This window comes from Methylomonas koyamae (assembly GCF_001644025.1).
Lineage (GTDB): Bacteria > Pseudomonadota > Gammaproteobacteria > Methylococcales > Methylomonadaceae > Methylomonas > Methylomonas koyamae_A.
Genome location: NZ_LUUK01000194.1, coordinates 60613 through 76421 on the forward strand (window position 1 = coordinate 60613; position 15809 = coordinate 76421).

18 protein-coding genes are annotated in these 15809 nt (G+C 54.2%); 3 read left to right on the forward strand and 15 right to left on the reverse strand.

Annotated elements, in window-relative coordinates:
- Positions 1-194: 194 nt before the first annotated feature.
- From A1355_RS18105 to A1355_RS18115, 3 genes are all read right to left on the reverse strand, one after another.
- A complete protein-coding gene (locus tag A1355_RS18105; RefSeq protein WP_064030679.1) occupies positions 195-725 on the reverse strand; it encodes a hypothetical protein in 531 nt (176 codons plus the stop codon).
- A 60-nt stretch (positions 726-785) separates the two neighbouring features.
- A complete protein-coding gene (locus A1355_RS18110) occupies positions 786-1229 on the reverse strand; it encodes an SRPBCC family protein (RefSeq protein WP_331710126.1) in 444 nt (147 codons plus the stop codon).
- 128 nt (positions 1230-1357) lie between these two features.
- Positions 1358-1726 carry a hypothetical protein gene (locus A1355_RS18115; protein WP_082885634.1) on the reverse strand — a complete coding sequence of 123 codons (369 nt, stop codon included), beginning with the start codon at positions 1724-1726 and terminating at the stop codon, positions 1358-1360.
- Positions 1727-1939: 213 nt separating this feature from the next.
- Between A1355_RS18115 and A1355_RS18120 the strand changes: the two genes are divergently transcribed.
- The gene (locus A1355_RS18120) at positions 1940-3307 is read left to right on the forward strand and encodes a hypothetical protein (RefSeq protein WP_231883719.1); all 1368 of its coding nucleotides are present in this window, start codon (positions 1940-1942) and stop codon (positions 3305-3307) included.
- 2 nt (positions 3308-3309) lie between these two features.
- On the opposite strand, the gene A1355_RS18125 is transcribed toward A1355_RS18120, so the two are convergent.
- Positions 3310-3819 carry an O-acetyl-ADP-ribose deacetylase gene (locus tag A1355_RS18125; RefSeq protein WP_064030681.1) on the reverse strand — a complete coding sequence of 170 codons (510 nt, stop codon included), beginning with the start codon at positions 3817-3819 and terminating at the stop codon, positions 3310-3312.
- 62 nt (positions 3820-3881) lie between these two features.
- On the opposite strand from A1355_RS18125, the gene A1355_RS18130 reads away from it, so the two are divergent.
- Positions 3882-4094, forward strand: coding sequence for a DUF2905 family protein (locus A1355_RS18130; protein ID WP_064030738.1), 213 nt, complete (start codon positions 3882-3884; stop codon positions 4092-4094).
- Positions 4095-4108: 14 nt separating this feature from the next.
- Entirely contained in the window at positions 4109-4615 is a 507-nt protein-coding gene (locus A1355_RS18135) for a YqiA/YcfP family alpha/beta fold hydrolase (protein WP_064030682.1), read from the forward strand.
- 32 nt (positions 4616-4647) lie between these two features.
- On the opposite strand, the gene A1355_RS18140 is transcribed toward A1355_RS18135, so the two are convergent.
- The 11 genes from A1355_RS18140 to neuB form a co-directional block, all read right to left on the reverse strand.
- On the reverse strand, positions 4648-4989 hold the full coding sequence (locus A1355_RS18140) for a hypothetical protein (protein ID WP_064030683.1): 342 nt from the start codon (positions 4987-4989) through the stop codon (positions 4648-4650).
- A gap of 335 nt (positions 4990-5324) precedes the next feature.
- Entirely contained in the window at positions 5325-7856 is a 2532-nt protein-coding gene (locus A1355_RS18145) for a 6-hydroxymethylpterin diphosphokinase MptE-like protein (protein WP_064030684.1), read from the reverse strand.
- 67 nt (positions 7857-7923) lie between these two features.
- On the reverse strand, positions 7924-8778 hold the full coding sequence (locus tag A1355_RS18150) for a flagellin (protein WP_064030685.1): 855 nt from the start codon (positions 8776-8778) through the stop codon (positions 7924-7926).
- 600 nt (positions 8779-9378) lie between these two features.
- Positions 9379-9702: a flagellar protein FliT gene (gene fliT / locus A1355_RS18155; RefSeq protein WP_064030686.1), complete on the reverse strand. Its 324-nt coding sequence runs from the start codon at positions 9700-9702 to the stop codon at positions 9379-9381.
- Complete coding sequence (fliS, locus tag A1355_RS18160; RefSeq protein WP_064030687.1) at positions 9702-10088, reverse strand: flagellar export chaperone FliS; 387 nt, start codon at positions 10086-10088, stop codon at positions 9702-9704. Before fliS ends, fliT begins: the two co-directional genes overlap by 1 nt.
- A gap of 18 nt (positions 10089-10106) precedes the next feature.
- Positions 10107-11510 (reverse strand): flagellar filament capping protein FliD, encoded by a 1404-nt coding sequence (gene fliD / locus A1355_RS18165; RefSeq protein WP_064030688.1) that lies wholly within the window; start codon positions 11508-11510, stop codon positions 10107-10109.
- A gap of 34 nt (positions 11511-11544) precedes the next feature.
- The gene (locus tag A1355_RS18170; protein WP_064030689.1) at positions 11545-11982 is read right to left on the reverse strand and encodes a flagellar protein FlaG; all 438 of its coding nucleotides are present in this window, start codon (positions 11980-11982) and stop codon (positions 11545-11547) included.
- A 69-nt stretch (positions 11983-12051) separates the two neighbouring features.
- Entirely contained in the window at positions 12052-12900 is an 849-nt protein-coding gene (locus A1355_RS18175) for a flagellin (protein WP_064030690.1), read from the reverse strand.
- A 133-nt stretch (positions 12901-13033) separates the two neighbouring features.
- Entirely contained in the window at positions 13034-14086 is a 1053-nt protein-coding gene (locus tag A1355_RS18180; protein WP_064030691.1) for a nucleotidyltransferase family protein, read from the reverse strand.
- A complete protein-coding gene (locus tag A1355_RS18185) occupies positions 14083-14727 on the reverse strand; it encodes an acetyltransferase (protein ID WP_064030692.1) in 645 nt (214 codons plus the stop codon). The genes A1355_RS18180 and A1355_RS18185 overlap by 4 nt, the downstream gene beginning before the upstream one ends.
- Positions 14724-15794: an N-acetylneuraminate synthase gene (gene neuB / locus A1355_RS18190; RefSeq protein WP_064030693.1), complete on the reverse strand. Its 1071-nt coding sequence runs from the start codon at positions 15792-15794 to the stop codon at positions 14724-14726. The genes A1355_RS18185 and neuB overlap by 4 nt, the downstream gene beginning before the upstream one ends.
- Positions 15795-15809: the final 15 nt, after the last annotated feature.

Genomic DNA, 15809 nt, shown 5'->3' on the forward strand with positions numbered 1-15809 from the left:
AGTTTTCGACGCCGTGATTAACCCTACTAAGCATAGTCAAAAAATGCTTGCGCAAAATTTGGTCAATTTGATGACAGCCTAATGGCAACGGCGAATGGCGGCGATTGGCAACCGCTTAATCACAAACTTATCCACAGCTTTTGTGCATAACCGTACTTTAGGACAATAGCCTGAAAGTGGCGGCCATAAGGAATTCAATCGCGAATCGGTATCCGCCCCAATTTCTGCTCTATGCCGAGAACGGCACGGTTAAGTAGATAAAAATGCCGGTCCTCGACAAACTGCAAGCCCAACATGTAGAAAATCGGTCCCCAGAACGGGTTGACCAGCATGCCGCCGAGCACGCTTTTAGCGGTCCTCGACAGATTCCGTAACGGATTGAACGCCACCGCCAAGGTTTGCCTGGGGTGCTCGGCAAACACCTCGGCAATCGGCTGCAATTGACACAGTTCGCGTTGCTCCAGTCCGGCCGAGGAAACCGCCAGTTTTTTAGCCATTTTGGCAAAATGCCATCGCGCAACCGTTGCCGACACCGCAAACACCAGGGCCATCAACGGTAACAGAATTTTCGGCGGTAGCAACGGCGCGAATATCGGCGCCAGCAGCACGAGACCATATCCCAACATCACCAGATCCTCGCCGCGTTCGACGTCGCGGTCCAGATGCTCGACTATACCGGCGACTCGATTGCCGGCCTGTAACGGATAACTGTCTGATTCAACCATGTCGCTCGCCTCCGCAATGAATTCGAGAGGGTTCGATTTAATGCTTGTCGCGGGAAAAAGTCAATCTTCTGAAACAGTAACGGCCGGCAACGGCCAACGCGCTTGCAACACCTCGGCCCGCCACTGGAAAATCCGCTGTAATCGCATTCCGATCAAGCAGTAATGCAACAATTCACCCATCCAGCCCCAGCGCATCGAGTAAAACACGATGTCCGCCACTTCTACTCCGCTTCGGCAAGGCGTCACAACTACTTCGTGGCTAAAGAAAGCGAAAGGACCGACGCGCTGCTGATAGACAAAACGTCGCGGCGGTTCGCAATAGCACACTTCGGACAACCAAGCCATCGGCCATCCGAAAACCGCGCGCATTCGGTATGCAATCAGTAAACCAGGATAAATTTCCTCCGGCACCGGCGAGGCAATATCGACGTGAAAAAAATCCGGGGTAATCGCGTTGAGATGCTGAGGCGACGAGAAAAAACGCCAAGCCTGTTCGGGAGCCACATTCAGATGCTGAGATCGGTGAAGGCGATGAATAACCATGACGTAGTGAGTTCTATATCCGGTTGGACTAAACGCCAATCTACCGCGAAAAAGGTCAAACGCCAGTATAAACCGGCGCAAGTATCGCTTTAACGGTCGCCGTCGCGGTCCGGATCGCGAATTTCGGCAATCAGATCGCCCAAATTCTCTTTTTGTCGCAAAATGAAATTTCTACTTTCCACGGCGGTGCGGCCACTGACGGTCAATAATTCCTTGCGGTATTTGTGCGCAAAATAGCCGCTGGCAATGCCTGCCACGAACAAGCCCAGCGGGCGCCTGACAAAAGCTTTGGCGATACTCCGACTGGCGTGGCTGATGCCGGAAATCACAATGCCCATCACCACACCTTTAACCAGTATTTCGCCGTTGGTCGGCGGCGCCATCCTCGCCGACTTAGGTTTACGGATTTTCTTTTGCGGCATTTCCGCGCCTGCTTCCAGTGGTTTTTTCTGTTTCATCCCGCGACTCCAGTACAAATTGATCGAAACCGTCCTAACGCCCCAACAGAAGGCATGCCTGAAAACGCAAATGCTGCTTGACCGACATATCGCTATTCTCTAATCTTCCGCGACTTTTGGCGGCCGGTCAAATTTCCTTAACCGGCGTTCGGTTCGGCTCGACCCGCGCTATCGTCGCGGCTCGAACTTTGCGCCCGCGGAAATAATCCGTCAATGAACAGTCCAAGCGAAATGCCGGCGGAAAACGCCGAACTTCCAGAATCCGAAACTGCCTTCCACCACGGAATACCGATGCCCATGCCGCTTTCGCCTATCGCCACTATTCCCTTTCGCGCCGAACAATTGAACGGCTCCTGCCGCTGCGCTTCGTTAAACCGTAAGGCCTTGCGCAAATCACTAGCGGACTCGATGAACGGCGATGCACTGTACCGCATGCTGACCGAGGAGCGGCCGCATTTGTGCGCCGACGTACCGGTATTCGTCAGTCAATCGGATCTGGATCGGCAAGCGGAAATCATTGCCGCACTGGAACGGGTAATCGCATTACCGGCGTTTCGGGAACAGGTATTGAGCCGCGCGCCGCTGAGTGCCGCTCACCAAACCCAAGCTACCGGTGTATTTCTGGGTTACGACTTCCATCTAGGCACCGATGGCCCACGTTTGATCGAGATCAATAGCAACGCCGGCGGTGCGCTGATCAATGCCCTGCTGATCCGCGCCCAGGACACTTGCTGCGAAGTCGCCGACCATCGGCAACCGGGCCGCCCGCCCATAACTCCGCCCGCGCCGGAAGCGGCCTTCGTCGAGATGTTTCTCAGCGAGTGGCGCGCGGAACGCGGGATTCAAGCTCTACGGACCATCGCCATCGTCGACGAGCAACCCGAACAACAATACTTGTATCCGGAGTTTTTGCTGTTCAAACAACTGTTCGAAGCGCACGGTTCGCAAGCCTGGATTCTCGACCCCAGTGCTCTGGAATATCGGGACGGCGGCGTCTGGCACCAGCAAACCCGAATCGACCTGATCTACAACCGCTTGACCGATTTCGGCCTGGACGAACCCCAGCATGCGGCGTTACGCGCGGCATACCTGGCCGGCGCCGCCGTGGTCACGCCGCACCCGAGAAACCACGCCTTATACGCCGACAAGCGCAATCTGATCTTGCTGAGCGACGACGATTATTTACGAACCCTGGGCGTGGATAGTCAAACCCGGGCGGTATTGCGCGAAGGCGTCGCCAAAACCATAGCCGTCGCATCGGAAAACGCCGCTGCCTTGTGGGCGGAACGCAAACGGCTATTCTTCAAGCCCGCCCGCGGCTACGGTAGCAAAGCGGCATATCGGGGGGATAAACTGACCAAACGGGTGTTCGAGGACATTCTGCAAAACGATTACGTTGCCCAATCGATCGTCCTACCCAGCGAACGCCGCCTGGACAGCGGCTATTTAAAACTGGATTTGCGCCACTACGTGTATCGGGGCGAAACTCAATTGGTCTGTGCCCGGCTCTATCAAGGCCAAACCACCAACTTCCGGACGCCCGGCGGCGGCTTCGCGCAAGTCGTGGCGATTGCCGAATGAGATCAAACCCGTTCCAGCAAATGCCGATATATCGCCAGTTCGGCCGCGCCGAAACAGCAAAAAATCACGTCGACCTCGTAACGCGTTAGCTTAAGAGACTCGCTAACCTCCGCTACCGCTACTTCGGCGGCGGCTAGTATCGGAAAACCGTAAGCGCCGGTACTGATGCAGGGAAAGGCGATAGACGACAAAGCGTGCTCGCCGGCCAACGTCAACGAATTGTGGTAACACGCGGCCAGTAGTTCGGCTTCTCGATGCGAACCGCCTCGCCAGACCGGACCGACCGTATGAATGACGAATTTGGCCGGTAAGCCGAACCCTTCGGTAAGTTTCGCCTGCCCAACCTGACAGCCGTCCAAGCGGCGACAGGCGGCCAACAACGCCGGACCGGCGGCCCGGTGTACCGCACCGTCTACCCCGCCGCCACCCTGCAGCGAGGCGTTCGCGGCATTGACGACGGCATCCACCGCCAACGTGGTAATATCCGCTTGCACGGCCTGCATAGTCCGCATTAAAACTCCCGGCCGATTTGGGCCTGAAACGCAGTCCGCCTGAAAAGGCGGAGGATAATCTAATGGTAGGCAAAATTTTGACGATTGCCGGCGCCGGTCTGTTATTGCTCGGCTTGGCAATAAGCCATGCGCCTTGGCTGTTGAATTGGTTCGGCAAACTACCCGGCGATATTTCGATTCAAACCGAAAACAGTCGAGTCTTCATTCCGATCACGTCGATGCTGGTCGTCAGCCTGTTGCTGAGCTTGCTAAGCCATCTGATTTTGCGGAAATAACGTTACCCGTCTCTATGAAACACTTAGTCATCTACAACCACGGCATGGACAGTATTCCCTGGGGCGAGAAGGCCTTGGCACTGGCCGACGTCGCCGAGCGGCGCGGGTTTCATTTCAAAAGCATCGATTATCGGCCCAACAACGATCCGGACTGGCGGGTTTCCCGACTGCTGGCCGAAAATTTGCCTACCTACGATAAGCTGGTCTTGGTCGGTTCGAGCATGGGTGCCTACGTCGCCACGGTCGCCGCCGAAACACTGAATCCGCACGGTTTGTTCCTGATCGCGCCCGCCTTCTATCTGCCGGGGTACGCCCGCGACCGTTTCGCACCGGGGACTACGAATATCGAAGTCTTTCACGGCTGGCGGGACGACGTGGTCCCGCCGGAGCATGCCTGGCGATTTTGTCGGGAACACGGCGCCCGTTTGCATCTGTACGACGCCGATCATCGCTTGCTCAGCATTCTGCCGGCGATGGGCTTAGCTTTCGACCGTTTTCTCGCGGCGTTAAGCGTCGACTAATCCATAGCACAAGCACATAGGAAACCGACCGACTAGTAACGCCCGTTACCCAACCAAGCACCCGCCGCCGCGCCAACGCCGGCCGCCAACGGATCGCCGCCACCGAACTGATAACCCATCGCCCCGCCGACCACGCCACCCAATAGTCCTGTCGGTGAACGCTGTTCGTAACGGTAATAGACCGGCGGTGGCGGCGGTGCATAATAGCGAGGTACCGGTACGTACTCGACAACTCTAGGCGGCATGTAGATGATCCGCTCCCGAATTATCGGGCCGTGCCCATGGTGGTGATGGCCGTGATGCCAACCGTGACCGTCGGCGCTAACCGCTGACGAAAATATCAAGCCAACAATCATGAATTTCAAAGTGTTCATCGCATAGCTCCTTTTCCTGGGTGCTTGGACCAGAGCATGCGCCGCGACACTTAATGTTGACTTAAAATCGAACCTCGGGCGACTAAACAGATAATAGAACTTACCCCATCTCGATTGCCGGGCCGGGCTGGGCAGCCACACGTCGCATGCCTTACTCCGCCAGCAAGGTAATCGCCAGTCGTTGTTAATCGTGCGCGTCACAGTTAGTTTGGAGCACAAAACGTCCATTGCCGACTTCCTTGAGTAGATGGTTGGTGCGCGGCTTCCCCGTGACTAAAACGATCCTTCAATTCGCCGTCGGAATAGGCGACCTTATCGGCAACGCTGTAGTTTTCTCAACCGACATCCGCCGAACCAACCGCCGAGTCGGCTCTGATTTTGGCTAATTGCAAGCGCATCGCCAAGGCCGCCTCCAATCCCGGCTTGTTCGTCAACAAGTGATCGAGCATCAATTCAGCCGCTTCGTAAATACCCTGATCCAGATATAAACGCGCCAATTTCAACTGAGCGGCACTATCGTCCGGAAACCTGCGAATGTAGGCATTGTAAGTGTCAATCGCCACCAGAATGTCGCCGTGTAAGCGCTGAATTTCAGCGTACCAAGACTGGTAAAGCGGATTCAACCGCGCCAGGCACTCCAACGCCAGATTGGCCTGATACACGTCATCGCATTCGACCGCGATCACGACGATACGCGCCAGCGCTTCTTCCAACAACGAGTCCCCACCGTCGACAATCTGGCGATACGCATCCAGCGCCGCATCGTGATCGCGTGCCAACTCAGCCAAATAACCGGTTATCAGTGCTTGATACGGCGCGACATTTTCCGGTTCAGGGTGTTTTCGCAGACTATTTCGCAAGTCCGCCAATTCTTCGACTTTTTGGTGTTTGAATAGCATCCCCGCCCGTTGCCTCAGGTTTTGCAAGCTGCTTTGGCCTTTGGCTTGAACAAAATGCCGGGTTTCCCTATCGTGCAGTACCCGTAGATAGGCGCTATCCAATTCGGCCAGCTCGTGTTGCAGCGCCGCCGGGATTAATTCCGCCGCGAAACGCCGGCGCCATAAACGGACGCGACCGAAACTTCGATCCTTACGGGCTTGAGCAATCAATACGCTAAAATCCGGATGCAAGGCCAGCTCCTGTTGCCTGGCCAATACTCTGTCGATCGAGGCTTCGATCAACTGCAGCAGCTTAGCCGCGCCGTCGCGATAGGCATCGTAAAATACGTTACCAAGCTGTTTTGCCTCTTCGGCGGTCCAATCCTGGTCGTTAAACGGTTTCGCCAGCTTGATAAAACGGCGTATGCCGAACTTCTTAACCAAGCGGCTGTAGTGGCGGTGTTCGCGCTTGAGCTTTTTCTCGATTTTATCGAGCTTCTGCTTGTCCTTGTACTCACCAATCACGCCGTGTTCGTTGTACATCGCGTCGTTGATACGTCGGGCGTCTTCCACCAGTTTGGCGATGGAGCGAATCTGAAATCGCGCTCTACGCAAATCCGTCAAGGCCTTGACGTAATACGCGGCTTCCTCGTCGGAACCCGCCAGGCGTGATTGAACAATGTCGGCTACATCAACCGCTGTTTGCGGCAAATCGAGTTCTGCAAGCGCTAGATAGCGTATGCCGTCGACTTTGGCGGCGTGCTCGGACACGTTGACGATGTCGCAACCGGCGGCGGATAGATGACGGGCTTGCAACGCTAGCGAGTGTATCGCTTGGGCAAAGTCGCAACTGGTCGGCGCCATGCCGCCGGCGTTTGTCTGCACTTGCAGGGACGTCAAATTGAAGCGCGGCCCGGCCAGCGCTTCGTTACTGCCTTTGGCATGGGTAAAGCCGTCGCGGGTAAAACATAAATCAACACCGGCCAGTACGATTCGCCGGAAGCCAAAGCGATAAGCCACCTGCAGTGCTGTGTTCGTCACGGTCGGTCCAACGCTTTCCAGGTTGGGGCAATTCAGATCGCTGGTCCAGGGCAAGCGATCGCCTAAATACAAGGCCAGGCCTCGCCATTGATTTAACAGGGTAGGCACGGTGTGATGGGAACAGACGAAAACGGTGCGCTCGTCGAACTCCAGCATTTCCTTGCTAATATCGAAGCTGAGTTCGGTCGGATCGACCGAAAAAATGAAGTCGGGATATAGATCGGCTTGCAACAATTGTCGGGCGATCCTGGAAACGGCAAAAACGACCAAACGGTCGCGATGGGTCCTGACCCAAGGCAGCGCGCTATCCAAGGACGGGCCGCCGGCCAACAGAACCACAGTTTTACCGGCGAAGGCCCCCGCCAACAATTTGGCGGGCAATTTGTTGTCGGCAATGTTATGGATTTGCCGGGCAATGAATGCCTCCGCGCCTAATTCGACGCTGGTCTGCCAATGCAGTTGCGACAATAGTTCGGTAACATGCCAACTCAGCTCGGCATATTCCTCGATATAATCGTCCTGGGCGCAGATTGCATTGTATGACCGAACCGCATCGATATAGAAATAGTCGGTAATCTTAAAGCGACCGATAGCGTCCACCCAATCGCTCATCGCGATACAGGCCATACGCTCGTCCATATCCGTCAATAAACCGTTAGCGTCGAGCGCCGCTAGTACCGACTCCGGTTCGATAAACAGATAGCGGGTTCCGTTAGGTAGCGGCCTCGCTTGCAAATAACGAAGCAGTAAACCGGAATCGGTGCCGATTATGACGTTTAACGCGTCTTCTTCGAACAAAGCCTTGCCGAACTTCGTATCGAATAGCACCTCGGCGCTAACCTTATCGAAGCCGTGCCGATTCAGGTTGTAATAGTACCGTTCCCCGAAATCGTTAACGCACAATGGCCCCAAGCGTTGTTCTTCCGAACCCTGTTCGCACTGTGTCATGTTTGGAACCCCGGTTAGTCGGCATCTCGACCATTATCCCGTTTGCACGGCTAAACTCAAGCCGGCGTTATTGCAACAACTGCAACACGCCTTGCGTTACTTTGTTGGCCTGCGCCAGCATCGCGGTTCCAGCCTGTTGCAAGATTTGGCCGCGACTCAAGTTCGAAGTTTCCGAAGCAAAATCGGCATCCATAATCCGCGAACGCGCCGAACTTTGATTTTCAATAGACGATTGCAAGTTGGAGATCGTCGTCATAAACCGGTTCTGAATCGCACCCAAATTGGAACGGAACACGTCGACTTTTCGAATCGCGGTATCGATTGCGTTAATCGCCGACCGAACGTTGTTTGAGGTCGCGTCGGAACCGATCGACAATTTAGTGCCAAACAAGGCGCTTAAGCTATTAACGGTCGCCAAATCCGAGACTGTCACCGAAATTTGGTTGTCGGTCGCGGTGTTGGCACCGATCTGAAAATTGGCATTTTTTAACGAACCGTTCAAAATTTTCTTGCCGTTGAATTCGGTATTTTGAATGATACGCTTGACCTCGGCACCCAATTGCTTGAATTCCGTCTGCAACTTTTGTCGGTCTTCGGTACTCACCGCCGCCCGGTTGGCCGCTTGCACGGCAAGGTCGCGCATGCGCTGCAAAGTCTCTGTGATGGTTCCCATCCCCGCCTCAGCGGTTTGCGCCATCGAAATGCCGTCGTTGGCGTTGCGCATCGCGACCGTCATGCCGCGAATTTGCGACGTCATTCTATCGGCTATCGCCAAGCCGGCCGCATCGTCCTTGGCGCTGTTGACTCGCAAACCAGAGGACAGACGTTCCATCGACGTTTGCAAACTGTCGTTCGTCCTGCTTAAAAACTTTTGGCTGTTCAACGAAGCGATGTTCGTATTAATGACCATTGATGATGGCATGATCGTTCTCCCGGTTTATCCTGAATGAAGTAGGCATGTTTGCCGCCATCCAGAATCAATCACTTTCCATGCCAACAAATAAAATTACTTTATTTTCAATAAATTATAAAATTTTGCTTCGTGAAACATCGCCTATCTATCCGTAGCGGCAACGGGATTTTGCCGCTCCGCTTGCCGCCAACGCCGGCCGGCGACAATTTTTTGACGACACGCCGCCGTACAATTATCGGACGCGTCTAATAATCTTCCCTCGCCGCTAAAAACAGACTGAGACAAGTCTCGACGGGATTTTGCCGAAGCTTTACTGCCGTAAAAGATTGGCCTCGCAAATGACCGTTGAACACTAAAACCGGCGACCTAACATTTCCGGCCCTGCCATTTTTACGACACGTTCAGATTGATAGCTATTTTCGAGATCCGAAGAATTCCGGAGGCGCGGATCAGCGAGAAAGCTGATTTGGCATTTCGATAGGATAAAGAATGAGTTTACTTCTACTTGGAGTTGACGCACGAAAAGCTCAAGCAACACCCCCTTAGCACAGGATTGAACCAATCTCGCGGAAGCCGATCTTGGGCAGTTTTCTAAACTGGCGATTGAACTTAACCAGCGCGATAGGCGCGTAACGCCCGCTTGCCTTTTTCGAAAGCCAATTGATTGGTCTTGGCTTGAGCTTGAAGGTGTTGTATCTGCGCCAGAAACGCGTTATCCAGTTCGGCCACGTTCCGCGCGAACTGCTTCGCCTGAGGTTTTTCCGATTCGGCTAGCGGCATCGTCGCTAACGCCTCCAGCCAAGCCTGCCTCTCGTTCAATAAAACCGACAAATTTTCCCAGTCCTCCTGGGTTATGTGGCCTTTTATGGCTGCGTTAAATTGCTCCAGACGCTCTTGCCAGGCCAGGAAATCAACGCGAGGACCGGTTGCCATCACGCAATCGCATCCCAAGCTTCCTTAATGTCGCGCATCAATGTCGCGACTTCGTTAAGCTTGTCTTCGCTGTTTTCGCGACTGGCTTCCAATAGCCGGATATTCATATAGTCGTATAGTTGGCGCAGATTGGCCGCGATTTCGCCGCCACGTTCCAAATCCACTGCTTCGTTCAAGCCGCCAACGATGCCGATCGCCTTGGAGATGTAGATGCTTTTGGCCTCCATGTCATGATGGGCTATCGCGCCCTTCGCGGAGTTGACTCTAGCCAAGAAACCCTCCATCAACATCTGAATCAAACGATGCGGAGAATCCTCTCCGAGACCGCTGGAAGTGTGCACATCGGCATATTGCCTAGCACCTCTCTTATGGGCATCTACATACATGGGAATCCCCCTTCCGGTTTATAAATTATTGATCCAACTTGTCAAAAATGAACCAGTCGAATTAAATTGCCCGACCAGCACATCCATCGCTGTAAATTGCTTTTGCAAGGATTTCTGAAAGTTATCCATCCTAACCTGCACGTCGGTCCGCCTATCTTCCAATGTGGTTAATTGCTTTTTCAACGAGCTTTGCTGAGTATCCAAGTTACCGCCGGACTGCAACAAGCCCGTTAACGTCGAGTCCAGACGGGTGGCAACACCGTCGCTCGAAGAAAACACATCGCCGACCGAATCGAAATCGGCCGCCAAGGCGGTATCCAGCTGGGTACTGTCCAAGGACATCACGCCATCTTTATCGATTTTGACGCCAATTAACGCTAAGGAGTTGTAATTGCCTGTCGCCGACGAAACCACCGAGGTCGTATTTGTCCGCACTTGGCTGGTGACATAACGTAAGGTGGCATCGCCAATTAACGCGCCGTTACCGTCGCCGCTGCCATCGGTACTGCCGCCGTATTTGCCAAGGTCTTTGGTGGTGGTGTGCAGTTTGTTGTAAGCCGTAACGAAACTGTTGATAGACTTGGTAATCGCGGCCTTATCCACACCGATGTCTATGTTTACCGAAGTACCAGGCTCTTGGGACTGTAAATTGAGCGTCACTCCCGGTAAGACATCGGTGATAGTATTGCTGCTACGCGTTGCAGTCTGTCCGTCCACCTTAATAATCGCGTCTTGGGCAACCGATGGATTATCGAAATTCGTCGAAAACAACTGAGACAGCCCGGAAGTATCCGTATCGTTGCCGTCGCTATCGCTACCACTGACAGTAAACGCATTCGTCGTGCCGCTGTTTTTGGCTGTCAACACCAGTTTAGATACCGTGCCGGTTCCGGCGGCATTGTCGACATTAACGATGCTGGCGCTGACGAAACTATTGCCCGACGCGCTATTGATCGCATCACGCATTTTCTCCAGCGTATTGTTACTACTGTCCACGGTCAGGCTGAATGTCGAACCCGAAGTCGCGGTAAACGATAAAGTACCGGTACCGACCGTCGTAGTCGTAATATCGGAAAACTCGGCTTTGGCGATCGACTTTTGAGCCTTGGCCAGCTGGGTCACTTCCAGCGAATATGAACCGGCAACCGCCGAGGCTCCGGCGGTTGCCTTCAAAATAGATTCGTCGGAGGAGGAAGCGGTGTGGGTCTTAAAAACACTACCGTCTTTCAACGAAGCGAGCGCCGTCTGAAAGTCTGACAGTCCGCTCTTCAACGAACCCAAGCCGCTCAACCGGGCGTTGGCGGCGTCCTCCTGACGCTGAATCGCGTTGAAGGCCGGCTGGCCCTCAGCGGTTACCAATTGAGAGACCAGCGAATTAATGTCGATACCGCTACCGATACCTGTCGTGGAAACTATGCTCATGACACCCTCCTCAACGAACCGCCGCTATCCCACGCTAAGCCCGATCCTGAATAACCGAACCTTGATGCCCGTCTAACTCTTGCATTCGCCTGATAAACGCCAACATTTCCTCCGACGGAATTTGCCTTACCACATCGCCGGTTTCGCTATCGACAATCTTGACGACCAATTCTTGCGTTGAATCGTCCACTTTAAATTGCAGATTGCGGGTTACGGCCTGCAACAGCGAATTGCCTTGATCGGCCGCCTGCTTTACCGTATCCAATGTCACTTTAGCGTCGTTCTGCTTGTCCTCGTCCTGTTTCGAATTCAAAGAAGACGCCGTTGAATCGCTTTGCAACGCAGACACCGCCGAACTGGCTTGATTCGCCTCGGTTCTAGTGCTGGAAAACGACTTTTCATCCGTTTGCTTATCGGTTTTCACAACAGTCAAGGGGGCTAGCTTCAGCACATTTGAAATTTCACTATTCATGATGCTCACCCTATGTTGTCAGTGTTAAAGGAAAGATTGCGCCATGACGGCGCAATCTTCCTATCCAAACTACCGGAGCAAACTCAAGACGTTTTGCGTAGACTGATTCGCTTGCGCCAACATTGCGGTACCCGCTTGTTGCAGAATTTGCTGTCTACTCAAGTTCGATGTCTCTGTCGCGAAGTCCGCATCCAGGATCCGGGATCTTGCCGCGCTTTGATTCTCGATCGACGAGTTCAAGTTGGCAATTGTCGTTGTAAACCGGTTTTGAATCGCACCCAATGTAGATCTAAAAGTATCTATCTTTTTGATCGCGGTATCAATCGCTGTCATTGCCGATCTGACGTTTCCGGAGGTCGCCATCGACCCAATCGACAATTTGGTACCGAACAAGGCGCTCAAGCTGTTGACTGCGGTTAAATCGGAAATATTCACGGAAACCTGGTTATCCGTGGCGGTATTGGCACCCACTTGAAAGTTAGCGTTTTTCAACGAACCGTTCAAAATTTTCTTACCGTTGAATTCGGTATTCTGAATGATACGTTTCATCTCCAAACCCAATTGCTTGAATTCGGTTTGTAATTTCTCGCGGTCGGAAGAACCGACTGCCGCCCTGTTGGCCGCCTGTACGGACAAATCGCGCATCCGTTGCAAGGTATCGGTGAGAGCGCCCATGCCAGACTCCGCCGTTTGCGCCATCGAAATACCGTCGTTCGCGTTACGCACCGCCACCGTCATACCCCGGATTTGCGATGTCATCTTGTCGCTAATCGCTAAACCGGCCGCGTCGTCTTTCGCGGAATTCACCCGCAAACCGGAAGATAAGCGCTCCATCGAAGTCTGCAAAGACATGTTGGTATTGCTCAAAAACCTTTGACTGTTCAACGAAGCTACGTTTGTGTTGATTACCATTGCCATGATGTTACCCTCCAAAATCCGAAAACTGAGCCGCCGCCGGAATTATTTGTTTTGGTTGATTTACGAAAAAAAGGTTTGTTTTCAAACTCGCTGGATGTATCGGCCCCGATTTGAAATCCTTTAACCCTCGTCATCAAAAATATTTGGCGAATTCGCCCTGCGCGCGCAGAAAATCGGCTTCCCGACCAATATCCAGCCAATAGTCGTTCACCGGAAACATAGACACCGTCTCGCCTAGCGCGATTTGCTGGTTAAACAGCGTCGGCATATCCAGGCTTTTCTGGCCGGCGATCCCTGCAATCAAACTGTGATCGAGCACATAGATTCCGGCGTTGGCCAAGCAGCTCTGCAACGGCTTTTCCTCGATACCGACGATCCGTTGCTGTTCCAACATCACGACGCCGTAAGGAATCTGATACTCGTACTGGCGGACGCACATCGTCGCGATCGCTTGCTGTTCGTTGTGGTAAGCCAACAGTCGCGAAAAGTCGATCTGGGTCAAGATATCGCCATTCATCACAATCAACGGCACGTCCGGCAAGCTATCAGGCAGTAACCCGATCGCACCGGCCGTCCCCATCGGCTCGACCTCGTCGATATACCGAATGCTTATCCCCCAACGACCGCCGTCGCCGAAGTAATCCTTGATCTGGTCGGCTCGGTAATGCACCGCGATAAAGAATTGGCGGAAACCTGATTTCACGAAATTTTCGATGATGGTTTCCAGAATCGGCTTTCCGCCGATTTCTAGTAATGGTTTCGGCCTATCGTCGGTATAAGGCCGCAGCCGTTTGCCGAATCCCCCCGCCATCAAAAACACCGGATTCGGAAAAGCCGGCTGCTTGTATAAAGCCTGCAGCGATTCCAAGCGCACCACTCGGCCACGCTCGTCCACCACCGGCAACTGATACAAATGATGCCCCTCCATCACCGCGATCAATTGGGTCTTACTGTCGGTCTCGCTGGCCACCTTAGGCCGCTTGTTCATCACTTCGCCGACCGGATGCTCCAGCGCCAGGCCCCGAATCAAGGCTCGGCGAATGTCGCCATCGGTAACCACCCCGACCAAGCGCCCGTCTTCATCCACTACCAACGCGATTTGCAGCGCGCCGCGGTCGATCACCTCTATCGTGGTCCGTAACGTTGCTTCCGGACTTATCACTACCTGTTGCCAATGCTGTTTCATGATTCAATATCCTTGAGCTGCGATCGGGCCGGATAGACGATTTGCCGAACCGCAACGTCGCGCGTCACGACACTGCCGGCACCTATCACGCTACCCGCGCCCACGCGAATTCCTTGGATTACGACCGCGCCGGCACCGACATGTGTCCTATCGCCAATTTCGACACCTCCGCTTAACACCGCGCCCGGTGCGACATGCACATGGCGGCCGATTACGCAGTCGTGCTCGACGATGGCACCGCTGTTTACGATGGTGTTCTCAGCAATATGCGTGCCTGCCTGAATTATGGCGCCCGCCATGATTTGCACGCCAGCCGCCAATTCCACGCTCCCCGCCAAAAAACACGTCGGATCGACGACATGACCGAAGCGGTAACCGCGCTCGGCGAATGTCTCGAAAAGTCGAGACCGCGTGCCGGGGTCACGGGGCAGCGAGCCAAGCCCATTTATCAGCGCAATGTTTTCTGAGCCGTAATCGGCAACGACCTCATCCCCGCCCAATACAGGTAGGTCGAGCCAACTATCACCTTGTCGCTTGGCCGGGTCGGCGACTCCCAGAATATCGACCTCCAGGCGCCGCAAAATATCCAACAACACCTTGGCGTGCCCCCCGCTACCGAGCATAATCACCGGCAACTTCATGAAATCAAGTCGTCTACTTGATAGGCGCGCGGGCTGGTTTGTCCCAACATCCGCCAATATTCCATCGGGCTCAAGCCTGTGCCCGGCCGTTTGGCCGCCAAATTTTCGACGCTGAACGGCTCGCCAATCGCAATATCCGCGGCCGCCACCAGACTTTTGCGTACCACATCGCGATTTTGCAACTCGATCGGTTGCGGGATTTTGCCTGCACCTCCCAAAGCCAACTCGACTGAGCGAATAGCCGCTACCATTTGCGTGAGTTCCGCCGGTTCCAGCGAAACCCGATGATCCGGCCCCTGCAAGCCTCTATCCAACGTAAAATGTTTTTCGATCAACACCGCGCCGCGTGCCGCCGCGGCAATAGGCACCGCCAACCCCTCGGTATGATCGGAATATCCCACCCGCAAGCCGAACGCTTGCGCCAGCGTATCCATCGCCCGCAGTTGAACGTGTTCCAGCGGCGTCGGATACTCGCTGGTGCAATGCAGCAACGTGACTTTTTCTCGCAGTGCCGCCTGGCCGGCGTCGCAGCCGTAAGCTTGCCGAAACCGCGCCAAACTCGGCCGCTCCCAACCTAAGAAGCCGAAGGCCAACACCCCCAGCGCGGTCTCCACCTCACCCAAAGTCGCCATGCCTGTGGACAACACAAGCTCTTTTCCGGTCGCGGCGTGAGCCAGCAAAAATGGACCGTTGGTAATTTCACCGGAAGGTACTTTCAGTTGCCTAACGCCGATTTCGCCGGTCAAGAATGCCAAGCTGTCGAAATCGAACGTGGTCGATAAAAACTCGATACCGTGCTCGGCGCAGTAGTCGCGCAATCGCACGTGGAATTCGTATTTCAGCTCCAGTTTCCGCAGCATCGCCAGTTGGCTCTCGCCGGCATCGGTGGTTTCTCGCTGATAGGCCGCCTTGCCGGCCTTACCGGTCACCAGTTTGTCGGCTTTAAAGGTTTGAAATTTGACCGCATCGGCGCCCGCCGCCACCGCAGCGTCTATCAACGCGATTGCGGTGTCCAGGTCACCGTTATGATTCACGCCGGCTTCGGCGATGATATAGATACTCGTCATCCTGTCGTTCTCAAA

Bases quoted from the DNA above. Each gene is read 5' to 3' on its own strand.
- A1355_RS18175 (WP_064030690.1), bottom strand. From the start codon at position 12,900: ATGGCAATGGTAATCAACACAAACGTAGCTTCGTTGAACAGTCAAAGG.
- A1355_RS18120 (WP_231883719.1), top strand. From the start codon at position 1,940: ATGAACAGTCCAAGCGAAATGCCGGCGGAAAACGCCGAACTTCCAGAA.
- A1355_RS18150 (WP_064030685.1), bottom strand. From the start codon at position 8,778: ATGCCATCATCAATGGTCATTAATACGAACATCGCTTCGTTGAACAGC.
- A1355_RS18180 (WP_064030691.1), bottom strand. From the start codon at position 14,086: ATGAAACAGCATTGGCAACAGGTAGTGATAAGTCCGGAAGCAACGTTA.
- A1355_RS18170 (WP_064030689.1), bottom strand. From the start codon at position 11,982: ATGAATAGTGAAATTTCAAATGTGCTGAAGCTAGCCCCCTTGACTGTT.
- A1355_RS18140 (WP_064030683.1), bottom strand. From the start codon at position 4,989: ATGAACACTTTGAAATTCATGATTGTTGGCTTGATATTTTCGTCAGCG.
- A1355_RS18115 (WP_082885634.1), bottom strand. From the start codon at position 1,726: ATGAAACAGAAAAAACCACTGGAAGCAGGCGCGGAAATGCCGCAAAAG.
- neuB (WP_064030693.1), bottom strand. From the start codon at position 15,794: ATGACGAGTATCTATATCATCGCCGAAGCCGGCGTGAATCATAACGGT.
- fliS (WP_064030687.1), bottom strand. From the start codon at position 10,088: ATGTATGTAGATGCCCATAAGAGAGGTGCTAGGCAATATGCCGATGTG.
- fliD (WP_064030688.1), bottom strand. From the start codon at position 11,510: ATGAGCATAGTTTCCACGACAGGTATCGGTAGCGGTATCGACATTAAT.
- A1355_RS18105 (WP_064030679.1), bottom strand. From the start codon at position 725: ATGGTTGAATCAGACAGTTATCCGTTACAGGCCGGCAATCGAGTCGCC.
- fliT (WP_064030686.1), bottom strand. From the start codon at position 9,702: ATGGCAACCGGTCCTCGCGTTGATTTCCTGGCCTGGCAAGAGCGTCTG.
- A1355_RS18145 (WP_064030684.1), bottom strand. From the start codon at position 7,856: ATGACACAGTGCGAACAGGGTTCGGAAGAACAACGCTTGGGGCCATTG.
- A1355_RS18130 (WP_064030738.1), top strand. From the start codon at position 3,882: ATGGTAGGCAAAATTTTGACGATTGCCGGCGCCGGTCTGTTATTGCTC.
- A1355_RS18135 (WP_064030682.1), top strand. From the start codon at position 4,109: ATGAAACACTTAGTCATCTACAACCACGGCATGGACAGTATTCCCTGG.
- A1355_RS18185 (WP_064030692.1), bottom strand. From the start codon at position 14,727: ATGAAGTTGCCGGTGATTATGCTCGGTAGCGGGGGGCACGCCAAGGTG.
- A1355_RS18125 (WP_064030681.1), bottom strand. From the start codon at position 3,819: ATGCGGACTATGCAGGCCGTGCAAGCGGATATTACCACGTTGGCGGTG.